Genomic DNA, 18,450 nt, shown 5'->3' with positions numbered 1-18,450 from the left:
TTCGTCCTGCCGCAGCATCGCAGCAGTCAATGATCGTTTTCGGCCGACCGTCAGATCGGCACGCCCTCCGGCTTCTCGCTGCCCGAGCGTATACGGAAGGTACCTTCGGCAATGGCCAGCAGGTTGCCCTGCTCGTCATGGACCTCGCCGGTACTGTTGAAAATGCGAGTTCCGCCCGCGCGTTTGCGACCGGTGACCCGGATCATCCCGCCGGAACATTGCCCGGTAAACGTGGTGGTCAGCGACAGGGTGATGGCCTTGCGCATCCGCCCGGGATAGGGGCAGTATGTGCCCGCTTCGGCCATGGCGATGTCCAGCAATGACGTCAACACGCCACCATGGATGACGCCGCCAAGGTTCAGGTGTTTCGGCTGCAGGTCCAGGGCAATGACCGCTTCACTTTCTTCCCATGACACCTGGCGGTAGCCCAGCAGGTTGTGGAATCCGGGCAGGTCATCGCCGCCGCTAATGTGGGGGTTATCCAGACTCATCAGACTTTCATTCCTGGCAGGTTAAGGGAGGCCGTGTTGCCGCCGTCCACCGGCAGGGCCTGCCCTGTAATGTAGCTGGCATCATCGCTCGCGAGGAAAAGAATGGCCGCGGCGATTTCCTCCGGCGCGCCATAACGGCGCAGTTCACACCGGGAGCCGAGTTTGTGGGCCTTTTCGTGGGCACGGGCATAATCAAACACGGCCCGGGTCATGCCGGTTTCCACCAGCCCCGGGCAGACCGCATTCACCCGGACATTATCGCCGCCCAGATCACAGGCCGACGTCTTCGTCAGGTTGATCACTCCGGCTTTGGAGGCACTATAGGCATTGCCGCCCGCACCGGAGCGAATACCGGCAACCGAGGCAACGTTCACGATGGCCCCGAGCTTGCGCGATTGCATGTGCGGCGCCGCGTGCTTGATGAACAGCATGGTGCCGATCAGGTTTACCGACAGCACCTTCTCCCATTCGTCGCGGTCGTTTTCGGTGATCGCCGGATGGGCGCCGGAAACGCTGGCAATGCCGGCGATGTTGCACAGCACATCCAGCTTCCCATAGGTCTTCAGGGTTTCTGCCACCAGTGCCTGGACCTGTTTTTCGTCGGAGACGTCGACCTGACGGCGAAGATAGCGGGCACCCTCGGGCATCAGGCTTTCGGTTTCCAGCAATCCCGGCTCGGAGACATCCACTATCACCACGGCCGCTCCTTCACGGGCCAGGCGAACGGCGGTTGCCCGGCCGATACCACTGCCCGCTCCGGTCACTAGCGCTATTCGCTGATGGAAACGCTCCATGGTGATACTCCTCGTTGTTGTGCCATTGTTATTGTGATCAACGCTGTGTCTTTTCGATAATTTGTCACGCATTCCGGTTTTGAGTCAATATATTTGGAAGTTAATTTCATCTAGCAAAACTATAAAGTGTCGAGAGAGATAAAAATGAAAAAGACAACAAATGACCTGCCCGTGTACGCGCCCGTGCAGCCAGACGAGACCATGGATCCCATCGGCCACCGCATTCAGGCCTACTCGCAGACGCAGGGCGACAAGGTGGCACTGATTGATGAGCGGGGTAGTGTGACCTGGCGGGAACTGTTGCAGCAGGTCAACCGGATTGCCAACCGCCTCCGGGACGCGGGTCTGGAAACCGGCGATTGCGTGGCAGGCCTCTCGGAAAATACCCGTGAATACCTATCGCTGTATCTCGGAACCCTGGTGGCTGGCGGCTGCATGGTGCCGTTGTCGGGCATGGCCAGCGCCGAGGCCCTGACGCTGATGATCCGCGACTGCGGTGCCCGCTTCCTGTTCGTCTCACGCAAGAATCTGGACCTCTGGCAGGAATTCCGCGACAGCCTGGATCTGCCAGCGGAGCAGATGATCGGGCTGGACACCATGGAAACAGAATTATCCCTGCCGGAATGGCTCGGAACCGTCAGCGACGACGCCAACCCTGCGGCGGTGTCGCTCGACGATGCCTTCAACATCATCTACAGCTCCGGCACGACGGGCACCCCAAAAGGCATTCTCCACGACTACCGGTTCCGGCAACGGCAGATGGTTCGCATGGCCCGTTTCGGACTGGACGACCACGCGATCAACCTGGTTTCGACTCCGCTGTATTCCAATACCACGCTGGTTTCCGTTCTGCCGACACTCTTCAATGGCGGCACCCTGGTACTGATGGCCAGGTTCGACGCCCATCGATTCCTGGAACTCGCGGAACAGCACAGGGTCACCCACGCCATGCTGGTGCCGGTCCAGTACCAGCGAATCCTGGCGGTGCCGGATTTCGACCGGTTCGATCTGTCCAGCTTCGAACTGAAACTCTGTACCAGCGCACCGCTGCGGGCCGACGTGATCGCCGAAGCCATGCGTCGCTGGCCCGGCAATATCCGGGAAGTCTACGGGCTGACCGAGGGCGGCATTTCCACCAGCCTGGATTGCGCCGCCCATCCGGATAAATGGGATTCGGTCGGGGTCCCCACCGAAGGCGCCGAGGTCCGGGTGATCGATGAGGACGGCCGAGAACTGCCGCGGGGAGAGATCGGAGAGATCGTTGGTCGGGCCATTTCGATGATGCGGGGCTATGTTAACCGGCCGGAGCAGACCGCCGAGATGCTCTGGACCAGCCCGGACGGTGAGGTCTTCTATCGCAGCGGCGACATGGGGCGCATCGACGAAGAGGGTTTCATCTACATTCTGGACCGGCGCAAGGACATGATCATCTCGGGCGGATTCAACATCTACGCGGTGGATCTGGAAAACGTGCTCCTGGGCCATCCGGCTGTGGCCGACGTCGCCGTAATTGGCATTCCCAGCGACCGTTGGGGCGAAACACCCCTGGCGCTCGTAGTCCGAAAGGCCGGAAGCGGGGAAACCGAGGCAGACCTGCTGGACTGGGCCAACCAGCGCCTGGGCAAGACCCAGCGACTGGCGGCCGTCGAGTTCCGCGATGAACTGCCCCGCTCCACCATCGGCAAGGTACTCAAGCGAGAGTTGAGAGCGCCTTACTGGGAAGCGCCCAATTCTTAACGGCGCTGCATCGCAGCAAGCGCACTCTGGCAGTCGTCCGAGCGCAGGCGCTCGGCAAACACCGCGCGCTCGCGCTCCAGCGCTGCCTGAATGGATTCCTGCCAGGGCGCCCGCATCAGGCGTTTACTGGCCCTGAGCGCCTCACGGGGCTTGGTGGCCAGATTCGCAGCGAGGCGACCGGCTTCGGCCAGGGCCTGGCCATCGTCGACGGCCCGGGTAATCAGACCGCACTCACTGGCCCGCTCGCCGTCGAACACCTCCCCCAGGAGCAGAAGTTCCGCCGCTTTTCGTGCCCCCAGATGCAAGGGCATGGTCACGGTGGACGCGGCCTCCGGTACCAGGCCGAGATCGATAAATGCGGTTTTGAATTTCGCGGAGCGGCCGGCAATCACGGCGTCACAATGCAGCAGCATGGTGGTCCCGATACCGATCGCCAGGCCTTCCACCGCTGCCAGTACCGGCGTGTCACAGTTCATCAGCACTTCGATAAACGCCAATCCCGAAGAGGGTCTCGGATTGGCATCCGTCGCCCGGGCCCGGAAGTCATCCAGGTCGTTACCCGCGGTAAACACATCACCCTCGCCGGAGATCAGGATCGCGTGGATGCTCTCATCGGCTGCGGCCTCCTCTACGGCGTGCCCCAACGATTCGTACATGTCCCTGGTCAGGGCGTTTTTCTTCTCCGGGCGACTGATAACGAGGTGGACATACCCTTCGTGCCGGTGAGTATTGATCATGACTCCGCTCCTATGGGCTATTCTGATAATTGTCGGCAAACATCCTATTGCAAAAGCCGGTGCATGTGTTAGATTCCAAGAATACCAATTCACTATGCAGTTATGAATTCTGCACAGTGAAATATAAAGCAGTTCCAACAACCACTACAACAACGAATGAGGTCCAGTCATGAACCTGTTCTCTCTGACTCGAAGGAAGTTCTTTGTCTTTGCTTCGGCAATGACCCTTGGGGTATCCGCTAGCCTGTCCGCCGTTCCTGCCAGTGCCCAGGAAACCGTTACCTGGAAGGTGCAGTCCCACTGGCCCGGTTCCAGCAGCTCCTACACCGACAGCCTTGGTCGCCTGAAACGCGTCATCGAAGAGCGGACCGATGGCCGCCTGAAACTCCAGCTGTTCGAAGCGGGCGCCCTGTTCAAGGCCAAGGACACCTTTGACGCGGTCAGCCGCGGCATCCTGGAAATGGGCACCATTTCCCCGTCCTACGCCCAGGACAAGATGACCCTCGCCGGCATTGCCTCCGGCCTGCCGTTCGCCTTCCGTCACGTCTGGGAAGCGGCCTACTTCCACCAGAACATGGGCTTCGAGCAGATGCTGCGCGACGAAGCCGCCAAGTACGGCGTCTACTGGGCGACCGACAAGGTTTATCCCACCGAGATGGTCGTCAAGAAGCCGATCAAGAGCTGGGACGATTTCACCAGCCTGAAGATCCGCTCCTCCGGCGCTCTGCAGACCTTCCTGACCGAAGCCGGTGCCGCCGCTTCCTATATTCCGGGCAGCGAACTCTACTCCGCTCTGGATTCCGGTATTGTTGACGGGGCCCACTGGGGTGCAGCCCAGGGCGCGTACAGCATGGGCCTGTACGAAGTGGCCAAGTACCACGTGAAGCCGGCCCTGAACATCGCGGGCACCGACGTCATCATCGTCAGCCAGAAGGCCCTCGACAAGCTGCCGGAAGACATGCAGAAGATCGTCAAGCAGGCGCTCGACGAGCAGTTCTGGGTACGCACCAACGAGTACCAGTACAAGGAACGGGTGACTCTGGCGAAAGCCATTGCCGAGCAGGGCGTCCAGATCAACACGCTCCCGGATGACGTCCAGGCCAAGCTGGTCAAGACGGCCCAGGGCATGTGGGACGAGGAAGGCAAGCGTAGCGAAGAGGCCAAGAAGGCTCTGGGTATGCTGAAAGAATTCCTGGGCAACCTCGGTTACCTGTAAGACATTATTTCTGAAACACGGCCGGGGATTCTCCCTGGCCGTTTCCCGTTAAAGACCAATCATTCCGGAGCGTGCCATGGGTGTGCTGTCAGCCTTCATGAAGGGAATCACACGCTTGAACGACTTCGTCGGGCGCTGGATCGCCCTGCTGGTGTTCGTAATGTTTGCGTTCCTGCTTCTGGAAGTGGGATTCCGCTATCTGTTCAACTCGCCAACGGTCTGGACCAACGAGCTGACCCAGTTACTGTTCGGCGTCTATGCCGTCATGTCCGGTGGCTACATCATGGCCCACCGGGGACACGTGAACGTCGATCTGATCCACAGTCACCTGGCACCGAGAAAGCGGGCGTTTCTCGACATCATCACCTCGGTGGTCTTCTTTATCTTTACCCTGGCCCTGCTCTGGTTCGGCATCGACATGGCCCGCGACTCCATGTCCAGCTGGGAAACCTCGTTTTCCGCCTGGAACCCGCCGATCTGGCCGGTAAAGCTGGCGATCCCCGTTGGCACGGGTCTGCTGGTCCTTCAGGGACTGGTGAAACTGCTTGAAGACATCGCCATCGCCTTCAACCTGGATTATTACCGTCCCTCCGAGCAAGCCGAAGAAGAGGAAGAGTACCTGTGAGCATCGAACTACTGACCCTCCTGTTTTTCGGGTCGCTGCTGTTTTTCCTGCTACTCGGCCTGCCGCTGGCGTTTGTACTCGGTGGGGTTTCCGTCGTATTCCTTTACTTCACCTGGGGCTTTGACTCCTTCTTCATGGTCGCTTCCCAGATCTGGGGCACCATGGGCAGCTTTACCCTGGTGGCCATTCCCCTGTTTGTGTTCATGGCCATGGTGCTCGAACGGACCGGCGTCGCGAAAGATCTCTACCGCATGATGCACCTCTGGTTCGGCGGCATTCGTGGCGGGTTGGCACTGGGCACCCTGGCTATCTGCGCCGTGTTTGCCGCCATGGTGGGCATCAGTGGCGCCGCCGTGGTGGCTATGGGCACCATCGCCCTGCCCTCCATGCTGGAGCGGGGCTACGACCGGAAAATGGCCCTCGGCGTCATCAATACCGGCGGTGGCTGGGGCATCCTGATTCCGCCCAGCATCCTGATGATCCTGTACGCGCTGATCACCGGCGTCTCGGTGGGCCAGATGTTTGCCGCCGGCATTATGCCAGGCGTCCTGCTGATGGTGCTTACCGCCATTTACGTGCTGGTCCGCGCCCATCTGCAGCCACATCTGGCACCCGCGCTTCCCAAAGAGGAGCGTGGCACCTGGGGCGAGAAATTCCGGGCCCTGCGCGCCGTCCTGCTGCCCATCGGTGTGGTAGTCATGGTTCTCGGCTCCATCATCGGGGGCATCACCACGCCGACCGAAGCCGCCGCGATGGGTGTCCTTGGTGCACTGATTTCCGCTGCGGTCTACCGGCAGTTCAAGTGGTCGATCATGCAGGAAGCGGCCATCCGCACGTTCAAGCTCACGGGCATGATCATGTGGATCCTGTTCGCCGCCCATGCCTTCAGTGCGGCCTACCAGAGCATGGGGGCCCAGGACCTGATCGAAGGCCTGATGCAGGGTATTCCCGGGGGCGCCTGGGGCATCATCATTGCGATGATGGTCATCGTTTTCTTCCTGGCCATGGTGCTGGATCCGGTGGGCATCATGCTGATCACCCTCCCGGTGTTCATGCCCATCGTGAAGTCCCTGGGCTTCGATCCGGTCTGGTTCGGCATCCTGTTCGTGATCAACATGGAAATCGGATATATGACGCCGCCCTTCGGCTTCAACCTGTTCTATCTGAAAGGTGTGGTGCCACCGGGCATCACCATGAAGGATATCTACACGTCGGTGATTCCATTCGTGCTGATCGAGATTGTCGCCATCGGCATCATCATGGCGTTTCCGGAAATCGCTACTTGGTTGCCAGGCGTGTTTTTCTGAGTGTTCAACCGGGGAGCGCCTGACGGTCGCTCCCCGATCTTCCTCATGACAATAACAATTCAGAGGTTGCAGCTATGCCGTCGCTTCCCCGCGTATTCACCCCCTTCACCATTGGCAAGAAACTCGCCATCGGTTTCACCCTGCTCATTGTCCTGACGGTCAGTACCGGCCTGATCGGCATCCGGGCACTGGATCAGTACGGGACCAGTGCCAATAATGTGGCCAGGACCAGCCAGATCAATTCGGTGCTCCTCCAGGCCAGAAACGAAGAGAAGAATTTCCTGCTGGAAAACGATCCGGCCTACGCAGAGGCGGCTACAAAGCTGCTGAAGCAGGCGTCGGATCAGGCCGGGGCACTGACCGGGAACAACAGCGAACTTCCGGCACAGATCAGCGCCGGAGCGCTACGTTTCGGAAAGCTCCTGCAGCAGGTGGTCGATATCCAGGCGGAGACCGAAACCGCGCGGGACAACCTCACTATGCAGGGCCGGGTTCTGGAAGCCCAGATGAACAATGAGACCCGGCTTTACCTTGCCAATGCCATGTTCAAACAGATGCAGCGGGAAGAACGGAACTATCTGATTACCCGGGAGGCCGACTCCATTGACCAGTTCGATCAGCGGCTGGAACGGAGCCTCGCTTCCATCCGGTCCTCCACGCTCAGTGACGATGAGAAAAAACAGGCGAAGGAGCTGTTCAATAACTACGCCGACGCCTTTCACGCGGCGGCAGCGCTGATCAGCAAGACCGACGAACTGAACCAGACCATGGAAACCGTGGCCAAACAGAGCATGGCTGCCTCCGCCGACCTGCAGAAGCAGCAGGTGGCGCGGATGGAGAGCCAGCAACGGCAGGCGATCATTGCGATTGCCATTGCCACACTCGTTGCCATTGTGATCGGCATCGTGCTGTCCGTCATGCTTACCCGCGGCATTGTGCGACCGATCCGTGCGGCGGTGGCGGCGGCGAAAAGCGTGGCCGGTGGCGACCTGTCTGCCAACCTGAGCAGTGATCGGACCGACGAATCCGGGCAGCTGCTCAATGCCCTCGGTACCATGATCGAAAGCCTCCGGGGACTGGTTCACCAGATCAACGCGAACGCCAACGACATTGCGTCGTCGTCCAGCCAGCTGACCCAGATCACCGCCGAGAACAACCGCGGCGTAACTGAGCAGAGCGAGCAGACCGACCAGGTCGCCACAGCCATGAATGAAATGGTGGCGACCGTGGGCGAAGTGGCACGCAATGCCGAGGACGCCTCAAACGCCGCATCCGACGCCAGCGAAAAAGCCGGTGCCGGAGAGCAGTCGGTGGAGCAGACGGTGGCGAAAGTGACCGAGCTGAACGCCCAGGTGATCCAGGTGCAGGAACGCCTTCATGCCCTTCAATCGGACACCCGGAACATCGGTACCGTTCTGGATGTGATCAAATCGGTGGCGGAACAGACCAATCTGCTCGCGCTGAATGCCGCGATCGAAGCCGCCCGGGCCGGTGAACAGGGCCGGGGCTTCGCCGTGGTAGCGGACGAGGTCCGTTCGCTGGCTCAACGTACCCAGCAATCGGCGTCGGAAATCGAAGAACTGATTGACCGACTGGTGAACAGTGCCGAAGAAACCGTTACCGTCATGGCGGCAGGGGCAAGATTGGCGGAAGACACCCTGAGCACGGCGCATGTCACCGGCGAGGCCATTGGCACCATCACCCAGGCGGTTGAGAGTATTCGCTCGCTGAACCAGCAGATTGCTACGGCCGCGGAACAGCAAACCTCGGTGGCCGAAGAAATCAATGAAAACATCACCCTGATCCGCGACGTCAGCGACCGGACGGCCACCTCGACCGGCCAGGTTTCCGGCGCCAGTTCTGAACTGGCGGGCCTGGCCGAAAGCCTGAGGAGTCAGGTGGCCCGGTTTACGGTGTAGGTGTCAATCAAAAAAGCCCGGCCGAATAGCGGCCGGGCTTTCCGATTCCGGAGGAAACGCCGGTAATCAGGACAACAGGTTGTAGACGAACACCACGGCAACGGCCACCGGCGTGACATAGCGGGTCAGGCCATACCACACGCCGAACAGTTTGCCATCGAGGCCCACATCCTGCTTCAGGGATTCCCGGGCCACACACCAGCCCACAAACAGCGCCGTAAGCATGCCCGACAACGGCAACATCACGTTGGCGGTGAAGTAGTCCATCAGGTCGAAGAAGGTTTTACCCTCAAACCGCTCGAACATGGCCAGTGGCGTGACGTCGGACCAGAGATTGAGCGACAGGATCGAGACGATCCCCAGCGCCCAGCACAGGAAACCGACCAGCATGGCACTGCCGGAGCGTCCCAGGGTGGTCTTCTCTTCCACCCACTCAACCACCGGTTCCAGCAGCGAGATCGCCGAGGTCCAGGCCGCGAACACCAGCAATACGAAGAACAGGGTGCCGAACAGGCTGCCCATGGGCATCTGGCCAAAGGCCAGCGGCAGGGTCTGGAAAATCAGGCCGGGACCGGCGCCCGCCTCGAGGTTATTGGCGAACACCACAGGGAAGATCGCCAGCCCCGCCAGCAGTGCCACCAGGGTATCGGTGACACCAACAATCACCGCCGTGCGACCGATAGACACGTCCCGCCCCAGGTAGGAGCCATACGCCATCATGATCGCCATACCCAGGCTCAGGGTGAAGAACGCATGGCCCAGGGCAATCAGGACGCCATTAATGGAGAGCTTTCCAAAATCCGGCCTGAACAGGAAAGTCACCGCTTCCCCGAAATGGCCCGTTGTGGTGGCATAACCGACCGCCACCAGTAACAGCACGAACAGGGCGGGCATCAGGATGGTCACCGAACGCTCCAACCCTTTTTTCAGCCCCCGGGACACGACCAGAACCACCAGGGCCATGAACAGGCTGTGCCACAGCAGCAGCTCGCCCGGGCTGGCCAGCAGGTTTCCGAACATGGCGTTGATGGTGTCGGGATTGCCACCGACGAAATCACCGGTAGCGCCATGCCCGATGTAGGCCGCCGCCCAGCCGCCGATGACGGAATAGAACGACAGAATGACGAACGCAGCGATCATGCCCACAATGGCCGAAACCCGCCAGAGCGGGGACGCGAGATTACGCTCTGCCACCAGACGCATACTGGTAATGGGGTTGTGCCGCCCGTTCCGGCCAAGGAACACCTCGGCCATCAGGATGGGAATGCCAATGACCGCGATGCAGGCCAGGTACACCAGTACAAAGGCGCCGCCGCCATTTTCACCGGTGATGTAGGGGAATTTCCAGACGTTACCGAGGCCAACGGAAGAGCCGGTCACGGCCAGAATGAACGCCAGCCGCGACGACCAGAGGCCACGGGATGACGTGTCACCATTGGCTGCAGACGGGTTGGACTGAGTCATGATGGGTTCCTGTGCTTTTGGCTAGGGAATGAGACAACGAGTACGCGCCGGGACAGGCCCGTACGCTGTTGGGGCGCGATTCTGCCAGTACCGGCCAACGGATGCCAGAGGCGCTGGGGGAGGAGCGGAGCCCCGCGTGCCGACTGCAGCGGGGCCCCGGTTATAACTAGTGGTTTTTGCTGATAAAGCGGGACACCAGATCTTTCAGACCCTTGGCCATGTTACTCAACTGGTTACTGCTGTTGCGGGCCGCGTCGGCCTGCTGATCGCTCTGATCCGCCAGCTCGGAGATATTGACCACCTGCTTGTTGATTTCCTCCGACACCTGACTCTGCTCTTCGAAGGCCGCGGACATGCTGATGAAGCTGTCCGAGATGGTCTGTATCGACGACACGATCGCTCTCAGAGAGTCTTCCGCATCCCGGACCTTGTCCAGCCCGCGGCCAGCGACCGCTTCACCGTCCCGGGTTGCCTGAACCGCAGCTTCGACCTGCTTGCGAAAGTCGTCGATCACGTCCTGGATCCGTACCGTTGATTCCCGGGTGCGTTGTGCCAGGGAACGGACCTCGTCCGCCACCACCGCAAAGCCCCGACCCTGTTCACCGGCCCGCGCGGCTTCAATGGCGGCGTTCAGTGCCAGCAGATTGGTCTGATCGGCGATCTCCGAAATCAGGTTGGCAGCCTCACCAATGCTCTGCGTGGACTCACCCAGTTTTTCGATGGTCGAACCAATGCCGTTGACCCGGCCCACCAGTTCTTCAATCGCCTCCAGTGCCTCGGCACTTCGCTGGCTGCCGGTATCCGCCAGACGATTCGCCTCTTCGGCTTCCCGGGCGTTGCCGGTCACCGATTCGGCGACTTCGTGAATGGAGGCGGTCATTTCGTTCACCGCGGAGGCCACCTGATCGGTTTCCGATCGCTGCCGTGCGATGGCGGACGCCCCATCGGTAATGTAGCCATGGGAAGCCCGTGCCTGTTCGGCCAGCAACTCGGCCTGATCGTCAATACGGGCCAGCGCGGTGCGAATGCGGGCATCCTCGCTGATCAAGAGCAGCCCCATCTGGGCGAACAGGCCGCTCTCGTCGCTGTAGGTCCGGGCCACCACCGGATCCTTGAACGCATCCGGACGCAGGTCCAGCAAGCGGTTCAATCGACCCGTAACAGACTTCAGCAGGAAAGCCGCACCCAGAACGTGGGCTCCGATAATCAGGCCGACCGCGAGGGCGACATTTCCCGTTGACAGTGCACCGAGACTGACGGTCAGCGAGAAGATCCAGGGCCATCCCGATTTCACGATGGAGACCACTCGCCCCATACCACTGAGCAGGGATTTACCGGCGTTGATCCGGGCATAGAGTGTTTCCGCCCGGGCAATCTGATCACGGGTCGGTGCCACGCGGACCGATTCATAACCAACCATCTGGCCATTTTCACGAATGGGGGTCACATAGGCATTGACCCAGTAATGATCGCCGGATTTGGCGCGGTTCTTGACCACCCCCATCCAGGCTTTTCCGGCCTTGAGGTAGTCCCACATATCCTTGTAAACCGCTGGGGGCATGTCCGGGTGACGGATGATGTTGTGAGCCTGTCCAACCAATTCATCCCGGGAAAAACCGCTGATCTCCACAAACTCGTCGTTACAGTAGGTGATAACACCCTTTAGCGTGGTTGTGGTGATCAGCCGACCACCTTCCTGCATCCGGATTTCACGCTGGGTTACCGGGAGATTCTTGCGCATATAAAAACCTTACTGTTCCGGGGTTAAAGCCCCTGGAGAATCAATACAACAATACCAGACCTCCTATCCGGATATTGCAACCAACACGACCGAATTCATGGGAAGTTAACGGCCAGCCAGAACCAATCTTGAGTCGTCAGGATCACCTATTTTCAGGCGCTGGCAGCCAGCCGGGCCCGGGGATGAAACCGCGCATTGAGCCACAGGGAAAACGCAATCACCCCGCCGCCAACCGCGAGCCGCATCAGGTCGGCGTCCCGGTTCCAGATCAGAAGGTTAACCAGCAGACCCGCCGGCACCAGCGCGTTGTTCATGATGGCCAGGGTACCGGCGTCGACCTTGCATGCGCCACGGTTCCAAAGGAACAGGCCAAGGCCCGAAGCGGCAAAGCCCAGCCAGGCCAGAACGCCCCATTGCAGGGAGGTGGACGGCAGGCGATCGGGATGCCCGAAAATCAGGAAAGAGGGAAGCGCAATGGTTAACGCGCCCAGGAAAAAGTAACCGAAGGTCCGGTGCGCCCCCAGCTCGATGGGGAAGTGCTGCATCACGTGCTTATAACCCACCTGACCGGCTGCGAAGGTGAAGTTGGCCACCTGCAGCAACAGGAAACCGATGATGAAATCCTCGCTCAGCCCGTCGTAACGGATGATGCCGGCACCGAGCGTGGCCACTGCCGCCGCCAGCAGGGCGACCGGTGAGAAGCGCCGGAACAGGGCATCGTCAATGAGGGTAACGTACAGGGGCGTGAAGATGGTGAACAGCAACACTTCCGGCACGGTGAGATAGCTGAACGACCGGTACAGGCACAGGTAGGTGATACCAAACTGCAGCATGCCTGTGGCCAGGATGCCCAGCTTCATGCCTCCGGGCACGCCACGCCAGCGGGTAAATGGCAAGAACACCAGGGCGCCGATCAGGACCCGGCTCAGCACCGCGAAATCGCTGTCTACCTGCCCGGCCAGGAACTCCCCGATCAGACTGAAAGAAAAGGCCCAGAGTATTGTTACGAAAACCAGCAAACCCATAGCACACACGCTCCTGCTTGAAGAGGGGCGTACTTTACCGACTTTTCCGGTAGGATGCAGGCCTGTTTTTGAGGATGATCAAGGCGCCAGAGCACCGATGGACGAGACTCATCAGCCACTGCCCCATAGCCGGCAACCGCGTCTGCGGCGGATGCTGGAAGAATGGCGGACGCTGGCCATTCTGGGCGGCCCTATCCTGATCGCCCAGATCGCCCAGATGGCCAACGGGGTGATCGACACCGTCATGGCCGGCCATGCCAGTGCAGAGGATCTGGCGGCCGTGGGCATTGGCAGCAGCCTCTGGATGCCCCTGTTCCTGTTCTTCATGGGCGCCCTTGGCGCGCTCCAGCCCATCATTTCCGGGCACAACGGCGCACGGACCTTTCACCGGATCATGCCGATTACCTGGCAGGGACTGTACCTGGCCGCCGCCGGCTCGGTCATCATGATCGGCTTACTGATCAACGTCCGGCCCGTGCTCACCGGACTGAAACTCGATACCCACACCGCACACATCACCCAGGGCTATCTCGATGCCTTCGCCTGGGGCGTTCCCGCGCTTCTGCTGATGACCGCCCTTCGTGGCCTGACCGATGGCCTGGGACACACCCGGGTGATTATGGCGTTCTCCGTGCTCGGCACCCTGATCAACCTGCCCCTGAACTACATCTTCATGTTCGGGAAACTGGGACTACCGGCCATGGGGGGCATCGGGTGCGGCTGGGCCACTTCCATCGCCAACGGTGTCGCCGCGGTGGCCCTGCTGGCCTACCTGAACCGGAGCGAGGCATACCGCCGCTTTCATCTGGTGACCGACTGGTCGCGACCGGTTCTGCGTGAAATGGTCGACATCCTGCGGATCGGCCTGCCGATCGGCTTTACGATTTTCGTCGAGGCGAGCATGTTTTCGGTGATCGCGCTGTTTCTGGCACCACTGGGCCCGGTGGTGGTCGCCGGGCATCAGATCGCGCTCAACGTGGTCTCCCTGCTGTTCATGCTGCCACTGAGTCTGGGCATGGCCCTGACCCTGCGCGTCAGCTTCCTGATCGGTGCGAGAGCCCCGGATACCGCCCGGCTCATATCCCGAAGCTCCCTGATCCTGGCGGCGCTGATTGCCCTGTTATTTGCGTCCCTGCTGTATGTCTTTTCACCGGAGATTGCCGGACTGTACTCCAGTGAGGCAGACGTTCGGGCGGTCACCATCCGCCTGCTCGGTTTCGCGGCCTTGTTCCAGATCGCGGATGTGGTGCAGGTGACCTGCATCAGCGCCCTGCGGGGTTACAAGGACACCCGCATTCCCATGTTCATCATGCTGTTTTCATTCTGGGGGGTAGGCCTGCCGCTCGGATACCTGCTGACCTTCACGGACGTACTCTGGCCGGCGATGGGAGCTGCGGGGTTCTGGGTGGGACTGACCGGCGGACTCACCTCGGCCGGCCTGCTACTCGGGTGGCGGCTGTTCCGGTTCAGGTCGGCTGAAACTGCGCCTGGGGCATGGGTTCATCGCTGAACACTATCTGGTCCCGGCCCGACTCCTTGGCCTGATACAGGGCATCATCGGCTCTGCTCAGCCAGCTCCCCACACTCTCACCGTGCCTCAGGATGGCCACCCCGAAAGACGCCGTCACCGGGCCTCCGGGCGATTTGAGGTATTTGCGCAGGGTCTGCTGAAGGTTGTTCAATACCGCCTTGAGGCCGTCGCCATCCACACCCGCCAGCAACAGCACGAACTCCTCTCCACCAAACCGGAATAACTGATCCGACCGTCGGGTGTTCTGCTCCAGCAAAGCGATCAGATCCACCAGGACCTCATCACCCACAGTGTGGCCGAACTCGTCGTTGATGCGCTTGAAGTGATCGATATCCAGGATCACCAGGGCGTGGGAAATGCCGGTTCGTTCGGCACTGGCGGCTGCCGCATCCAGTTCAGCGTCCATGGAACGACGGTTTTTCACCCCGGTCAGCGGGTCCACCGTGGCAAGGTGTTCCAGCCGACGGCGCTGATCCTGGTTCCGGCTGGCAAAGACGAAGGCGCAGGCACTGACCACCAGCGCGGTCGATACGAATGACCACATCTGCTCCTGGCCGCGAAAGGCCTCGCCAATCAGAACCATGAGCGTAATCGCGGAAAGATTGATCGCGATCGCCGCCCGGGGCGGAGTCATGAAAAACGTGGTAATCAGACAGGGGTACAGCCAGAAAAGCCCCGGATCCCCCACAATGGTGCCCACCAGCACGGCACCATAGGACGATACCACAGCCATGAAATAGCCACTGCGCCGTGTATCGCCGGTCAACCATGCGTATATAACGCCACCGCTCACCCCCAGCAGGATACATACGTCGACCAGCCCTGCCTTCAGGTTTCCCTGAACAAAACGCATCACGGCAAACGGGGTAATACCCAGCAACCCGCTGACACCCAACAGGGTAATGATCGACAGGCGAAAATCGGTTTTCAGACGGTAAAGCATCAATCTCCGACCGGTGGCTTTCATGGCCCTTCAGAATAGCCCAATGCCCTGCATGCTTCGCCCTCCAGCTACGATTTTTAACATTAATTTGTTGAAAACCGGCGGTCGGTCCTGCCATCTCCCCGGGCAGACACCACCCGAATATGCACCCAATGCATTTTAAGTTAACCTGAGATCATCGTCGCAGCTTTTATAAGAGGCACAACCGCAAGGACACGCCATGATTCAACGTTTCACTGTCCGAGAAATCACCCGGGCAGCGTTGCTGTTACTTCTGTTTTTCAACAGCCTCGAGACCATGGGGCGCACCGTCGAAATCGCGACCGGGTTCTGGCCACCCTACCTGGACCAGTCGGCCGAAAGCGGCGGGTATTTCGCGCGGCTGATCCGGGAAGCCTTCGCCACCCAGGGCATCCAGGCCCGGTTCACTCACGTGCCCTGGTCCAGGGCACTGGCAATGACGCGATCCGGACAGTTTGACGCATCGGCCGTATGGAGCTGCACCCCCACGCGAAAAGAGAACTTCCTTTTCAGCCGTCCGCTGTACCCGTTCCGGTACGTCCTCTTCCACCGGAAAAGCGACGATTTTTCCTGGTCATCCATCCAGGACTGGGCTGGCCTCCGGATAGGCCTGACCCAGGACTACGCCTACGGATCGAAGGTCGCAACGGCCATCGCCCGGGGCTTACTGCAACCGGACATCACCACCTCTGACAGGGCGAATTTCCAGAAGCTGCTGCTGGGCCGCATCGATCTGTTCCCGATGGATCCCCTGACCGGTTTCGCCATGCTGTCGGAAACGTTCGAAGCCTCGGCCCTGGACCGAATTACCTACGACCCACACCCGATCAGGGTCGCGTGGTATCACCTGATATTCAGCAGAAGCACCAGCGACGCAAACGCGCTCCGCGCGGCCTTCAACGACGGACTGGCCCGGCTGGTCGAAACCGGCAGATACCAGCGCCTGATCGGAGCGATGGAAAAGACCTGGCTGGCTGACTCATCGTCCTCCGCATTTGTATCCGGGCTGCAGGATTTCAGCCAACAGATTCCGGCAACGCCCCCGGCGGATGCCTGTCCCTGATCGTCCCTGACGAAGCCAACACCCGGCAGAACCATAGGCACGAATCACTCTGCCGCACGTAACGACACATTTCTTAACCTCGATCAATAAACGATCCCAGCACATAGGATATGCTTTGACGGTGATTCACCCGCCCACCGGACAGCGCTGTTATGAGTTTAGGTCAGGCACTGAGACGCCTCAGGAAACAGAAAGGACTGACGCTGGCCGAGCTGGCCGACAGAACCGACTCCTACGTCGGCAACCTGTCCCGCATAGAACGCAATGTCGCCAAACCCAGTCTCGATCTCCTTTATCGTGTTGCCGATGCACTCGACTCGACGATGGCCGACATTTTTTCGATTTCGGAAGCTTCCGGCACCCAGCGCGACCCCAGGCAAGTGGCATTGAACACCTTTTTCATATCATTGCCGGAACAGGATCGCGAACTGCTCGTAAGCTTTGCCGAGCTGCTCCAGGCACATTCCCGAAAAGCGCTCAGCAATATCAGCGTAGACGCCAAACCGTTGCCGGTTACCCACGAGCCGGAGCCCGGTGAACCTGACACCCACCCGACGGACGAGGGACGTAAAAACGCCAACTGATGTCCGGTTACCGTCTTTCCCGCCAATCCCATGAATCTGGCCCCTGCTCACTGGCCTTGAACCAAAGTTCAGGGTTAGACTAAAACGTTATTGAAACAACGTTCAGGAATAACCACTTGTCCAACCTCGTTCGCATAGCCCCAGGCGCTCTGGAAATCGGCCGGCCCCTGCCCTGGACGGTATACGATGCCGACGGCAACGTATTGTTGCGGCAAGGGTACGTGATCAACAGCGACAGCCAGCTGGAACAGCTGTTCGAACGAGGCCGTTTCAAACCTCGAAAGATTGATGTTCCCCAGGAAGAGATCTTCGAGGATAACCGGGACCGCAACCCGTTCGCCGATTACGCCGAGTTCCTGCAAAGCCTTGAAGCAACCCTGACCGCCATCACCGACCGTGATGCCAGCGCCCGCCCGCGCCTGCTCGGGCTCTGCCGGATGATCGAGAAAACCTGCAGGGAGGCACCGGATGCCAGCCTCGCACTGGTGCACCTCTACTCGATCGGCCCCACGATCCACGAGCAGATCATCTTCTACGCAATCCTCTGCCAGTTTATCGGCCGTCAGTTCGGGCTGGAGGAAAAGCGGATCTCGGTGCTGACCGGCGCGGCATTGACCGCCAACCTGGCCCTTGTGCCGGTCGCCAATCAGTTAAACGCATCAAACAAAGTCCTCACAGACGAACAGCGCCGGGTCATTCGACGGCATCCCCAGCGCAGCATCGAGGCCCTGAAAGCGGCGGGCATTACCAACCCTCTGCTTCACACCATCATTGCCCAGCACCATGAACAGGCCGATGGTTCTGGTTACCCGGATGGTCTGAGTGGCACTGATATCCGGCCGGAGGCGGAAATCCTTGCCCTGGCGGAACGTTATGTAGCCATGATCACCAAGCGCGCCTATCGCAAACGTATGACGGTGTCCGAGGCCCGGCGCCTGATCGCAACCCTCGCCGACGGCAAATTCCGCCCGGCGATCCCGAAAGCCCTGCTGGAAGTGCTCGGAGAGTATCCACCAGGGATCCTCGTCCGCCTGGACAACAACGAAGTCGCCGTGGTCACCGGGAGGCCCGTACGGGCACGCGGCCCGTTCGTGAAAGCCATCTTCGGACCAAGGGGCAACCGCTACAGCGGTACCTTCGAGCGCGATACCAGCCTGCTCGAGTACAACATCCGCGCACTGGAGGAACCCGAAATCATGCCGTCCATGGATTTCAGCCTGATCTGGGGCTTCCGCTCCTGAGCCAGCGCCGG

The 18,450-nt window shown here is 60.2% G+C and carries 16 protein-coding genes; 9 read left to right on the top strand and 7 right to left on the bottom strand.

Annotated features, from left to right (window positions below):
- Positions 1-50: 50 nt before the first annotated feature.
- The gene (locus tag MLD04_RS12070) at positions 51-491 is read right to left on the bottom strand and encodes a PaaI family thioesterase (protein WP_248158633.1); all 441 of its coding nucleotides are present in this window, start codon (positions 489-491) and stop codon (positions 51-53) included.
- Entirely contained in the window at positions 491-1,285 is a 795-nt protein-coding gene (locus MLD04_RS12065; protein WP_248158631.1) for an SDR family NAD(P)-dependent oxidoreductase, read from the bottom strand. The genes MLD04_RS12070 and MLD04_RS12065 overlap by 1 nt, the downstream gene beginning before the upstream one ends.
- 144 nt (positions 1,286-1,429) lie before the next feature.
- On the opposite strand from MLD04_RS12065, the gene MLD04_RS12060 reads away from it, so the two are divergent.
- The gene (locus MLD04_RS12060; RefSeq protein ID WP_248158629.1) at positions 1,430-3,022 is read left to right on the top strand and encodes a class I adenylate-forming enzyme family protein; all 1,593 of its coding nucleotides are present in this window, start codon (positions 1,430-1,432) and stop codon (positions 3,020-3,022) included.
- Here MLD04_RS12060 and MLD04_RS12055 read toward each other — a convergent pair.
- Entirely contained in the window at positions 3,019-3,759 is a 741-nt protein-coding gene (locus tag MLD04_RS12055) for an enoyl-CoA hydratase/isomerase family protein (RefSeq protein ID WP_248158627.1), read from the bottom strand. The genes MLD04_RS12060 and MLD04_RS12055 overlap by 4 nt on opposite strands.
- 169 nt (positions 3,760-3,928) lie before the next feature.
- On the opposite strand from MLD04_RS12055, the gene dctP reads away from it, so the two are divergent.
- The 4 genes from dctP (at position 3,929) to MLD04_RS12035 (ending at position 8,826) form a co-directional block, all read left to right on the top strand.
- Positions 3,929-4,975, top strand: a complete 1,047-nt coding sequence (gene dctP, locus MLD04_RS12050) for a TRAP transporter substrate-binding protein DctP (RefSeq protein WP_248158625.1) — start codon at positions 3,929-3,931, stop codon at positions 4,973-4,975.
- 76 nt (positions 4,976-5,051) lie between these two features.
- Positions 5,052-5,600 carry a TRAP transporter small permease subunit gene (locus MLD04_RS12045; RefSeq protein WP_248158622.1) on the top strand — a complete coding sequence of 183 codons (549 nt, stop codon included), beginning with the start codon at positions 5,052-5,054 and terminating at the stop codon, positions 5,598-5,600.
- Positions 5,597-6,907 carry a TRAP transporter large permease subunit gene (locus tag MLD04_RS12040; protein ID WP_248158620.1) on the top strand — a complete coding sequence of 437 codons (1,311 nt, stop codon included), beginning with the start codon at positions 5,597-5,599 and terminating at the stop codon, positions 6,905-6,907. Before MLD04_RS12045 ends, MLD04_RS12040 begins: the two co-directional genes overlap by 4 nt.
- Positions 6,908-6,981: 74 nt before the next feature.
- Complete coding sequence (locus MLD04_RS12035; RefSeq protein ID WP_248158618.1) at positions 6,982-8,826, top strand: methyl-accepting chemotaxis protein; 1,845 nt, start codon at positions 6,982-6,984, stop codon at positions 8,824-8,826.
- A gap of 66 nt (positions 8,827-8,892) precedes the next feature.
- On the opposite strand, the gene MLD04_RS12030 is transcribed toward MLD04_RS12035, so the two are convergent.
- From MLD04_RS12030 to MLD04_RS12020, 3 genes are all read right to left on the bottom strand, one after another.
- Entirely contained in the window at positions 8,893-10,290 is a 1,398-nt protein-coding gene (locus tag MLD04_RS12030) for a sodium-dependent transporter (protein ID WP_248158615.1), read from the bottom strand.
- Positions 10,291-10,456: 166 nt separating this feature from the next.
- The gene (locus MLD04_RS12025; RefSeq protein ID WP_248158613.1) at positions 10,457-12,031 is read right to left on the bottom strand and encodes a methyl-accepting chemotaxis protein; all 1,575 of its coding nucleotides are present in this window, start codon (positions 12,029-12,031) and stop codon (positions 10,457-10,459) included.
- A gap of 152 nt (positions 12,032-12,183) precedes the next feature.
- Positions 12,184-13,056, bottom strand: a complete 873-nt coding sequence (locus tag MLD04_RS12020; protein ID WP_008940302.1) for a carboxylate/amino acid/amine transporter — start codon at positions 13,054-13,056, stop codon at positions 12,184-12,186.
- Between the two features lie 97 nt (positions 13,057-13,153).
- Here MLD04_RS12020 and MLD04_RS12015 point away from each other — a divergent pair, with 97 nt between their 5' ends.
- The gene (locus MLD04_RS12015; protein WP_248158610.1) at positions 13,154-14,566 is read left to right on the top strand and encodes an MATE family efflux transporter; all 1,413 of its coding nucleotides are present in this window, start codon (positions 13,154-13,156) and stop codon (positions 14,564-14,566) included.
- Here the strand turns inward: MLD04_RS12015 and MLD04_RS12010 are convergent.
- Positions 14,523-15,530 (bottom strand): GGDEF domain-containing protein, encoded by a 1,008-nt coding sequence (locus MLD04_RS12010; protein WP_248158605.1) that lies wholly within the window; start codon positions 15,528-15,530, stop codon positions 14,523-14,525. The genes MLD04_RS12015 and MLD04_RS12010 overlap by 44 nt on opposite strands.
- Positions 15,531-15,750: 220 nt before the next feature.
- Here MLD04_RS12010 and MLD04_RS12005 point away from each other — a divergent pair, with 220 nt between their 5' ends.
- From MLD04_RS12005 to MLD04_RS11995, 3 genes are all read left to right on the top strand, one after another.
- A complete protein-coding gene (locus MLD04_RS12005) occupies positions 15,751-16,614 on the top strand; it encodes a substrate-binding periplasmic protein (RefSeq protein WP_248158603.1) in 864 nt (287 codons plus the stop codon).
- 152 nt (positions 16,615-16,766) lie between these two features.
- Entirely contained in the window at positions 16,767-17,198 is a 432-nt protein-coding gene (locus MLD04_RS12000; RefSeq protein ID WP_248158600.1) for a helix-turn-helix domain-containing protein, read from the top strand.
- A gap of 116 nt (positions 17,199-17,314) precedes the next feature.
- Complete coding sequence (locus MLD04_RS11995; protein WP_248158597.1) at positions 17,315-18,439, top strand: HD-GYP domain-containing protein; 1,125 nt, start codon at positions 17,315-17,317, stop codon at positions 18,437-18,439.
- The last annotated feature ends 11 nt before the right edge of the window (positions 18,440-18,450 follow it).

The sequence above is a fragment of the Marinobacter koreensis genome (assembly GCF_023156285.1).
Lineage (GTDB): Bacteria > Pseudomonadota > Gammaproteobacteria > Pseudomonadales > Oleiphilaceae > Marinobacter > Marinobacter koreensis.
This window is presented reverse-complemented; position numbering and strand designations above follow the sequence as displayed.

Excerpts from the sequence above, each read along its gene's own strand:
- MLD04_RS12070 (WP_248158633.1), bottom strand. The coding sequence starts at position 491 with ATGAGTCTGGATAACCCCCACATTAGCGGCGGCGATGACCTGCCCGGA.
- MLD04_RS12065 (WP_248158631.1), bottom strand. The coding sequence starts at position 1,285 with ATGGAGCGTTTCCATCAGCGAATAGCGCTAGTGACCGGAGCGGGCAGT.
- MLD04_RS12060 (WP_248158629.1), top strand. The coding sequence starts at position 1,430 with ATGAAAAAGACAACAAATGACCTGCCCGTGTACGCGCCCGTGCAGCCA.
- MLD04_RS12055 (WP_248158627.1), bottom strand. The coding sequence starts at position 3,759 with ATGATCAATACTCACCGGCACGAAGGGTATGTCCACCTCGTTATCAGT.
- dctP (WP_248158625.1), top strand. The coding sequence starts at position 3,929 with ATGAACCTGTTCTCTCTGACTCGAAGGAAGTTCTTTGTCTTTGCTTCG.
- MLD04_RS12045 (WP_248158622.1), top strand. The coding sequence starts at position 5,052 with ATGGGTGTGCTGTCAGCCTTCATGAAGGGAATCACACGCTTGAACGAC.
- MLD04_RS12035 (WP_248158618.1), top strand. The coding sequence starts at position 6,982 with ATGCCGTCGCTTCCCCGCGTATTCACCCCCTTCACCATTGGCAAGAAA.
- MLD04_RS12030 (WP_248158615.1), bottom strand. The coding sequence starts at position 10,290 with ATGACTCAGTCCAACCCGTCTGCAGCCAATGGTGACACGTCATCCCGT.
- MLD04_RS12025 (WP_248158613.1), bottom strand. The coding sequence starts at position 12,031 with ATGCGCAAGAATCTCCCGGTAACCCAGCGTGAAATCCGGATGCAGGAA.
- MLD04_RS12020 (WP_008940302.1), bottom strand. The coding sequence starts at position 13,056 with ATGGGTTTGCTGGTTTTCGTAACAATACTCTGGGCCTTTTCTTTCAGT.
- MLD04_RS12015 (WP_248158610.1), top strand. The coding sequence starts at position 13,154 with ATGGACGAGACTCATCAGCCACTGCCCCATAGCCGGCAACCGCGTCTG.
- MLD04_RS12010 (WP_248158605.1), bottom strand. The coding sequence starts at position 15,530 with ATGCTTTACCGTCTGAAAACCGATTTTCGCCTGTCGATCATTACCCTG.
- MLD04_RS12005 (WP_248158603.1), top strand. The coding sequence starts at position 15,751 with ATGATTCAACGTTTCACTGTCCGAGAAATCACCCGGGCAGCGTTGCTG.
- MLD04_RS12000 (WP_248158600.1), top strand. The coding sequence starts at position 16,767 with ATGAGTTTAGGTCAGGCACTGAGACGCCTCAGGAAACAGAAAGGACTG.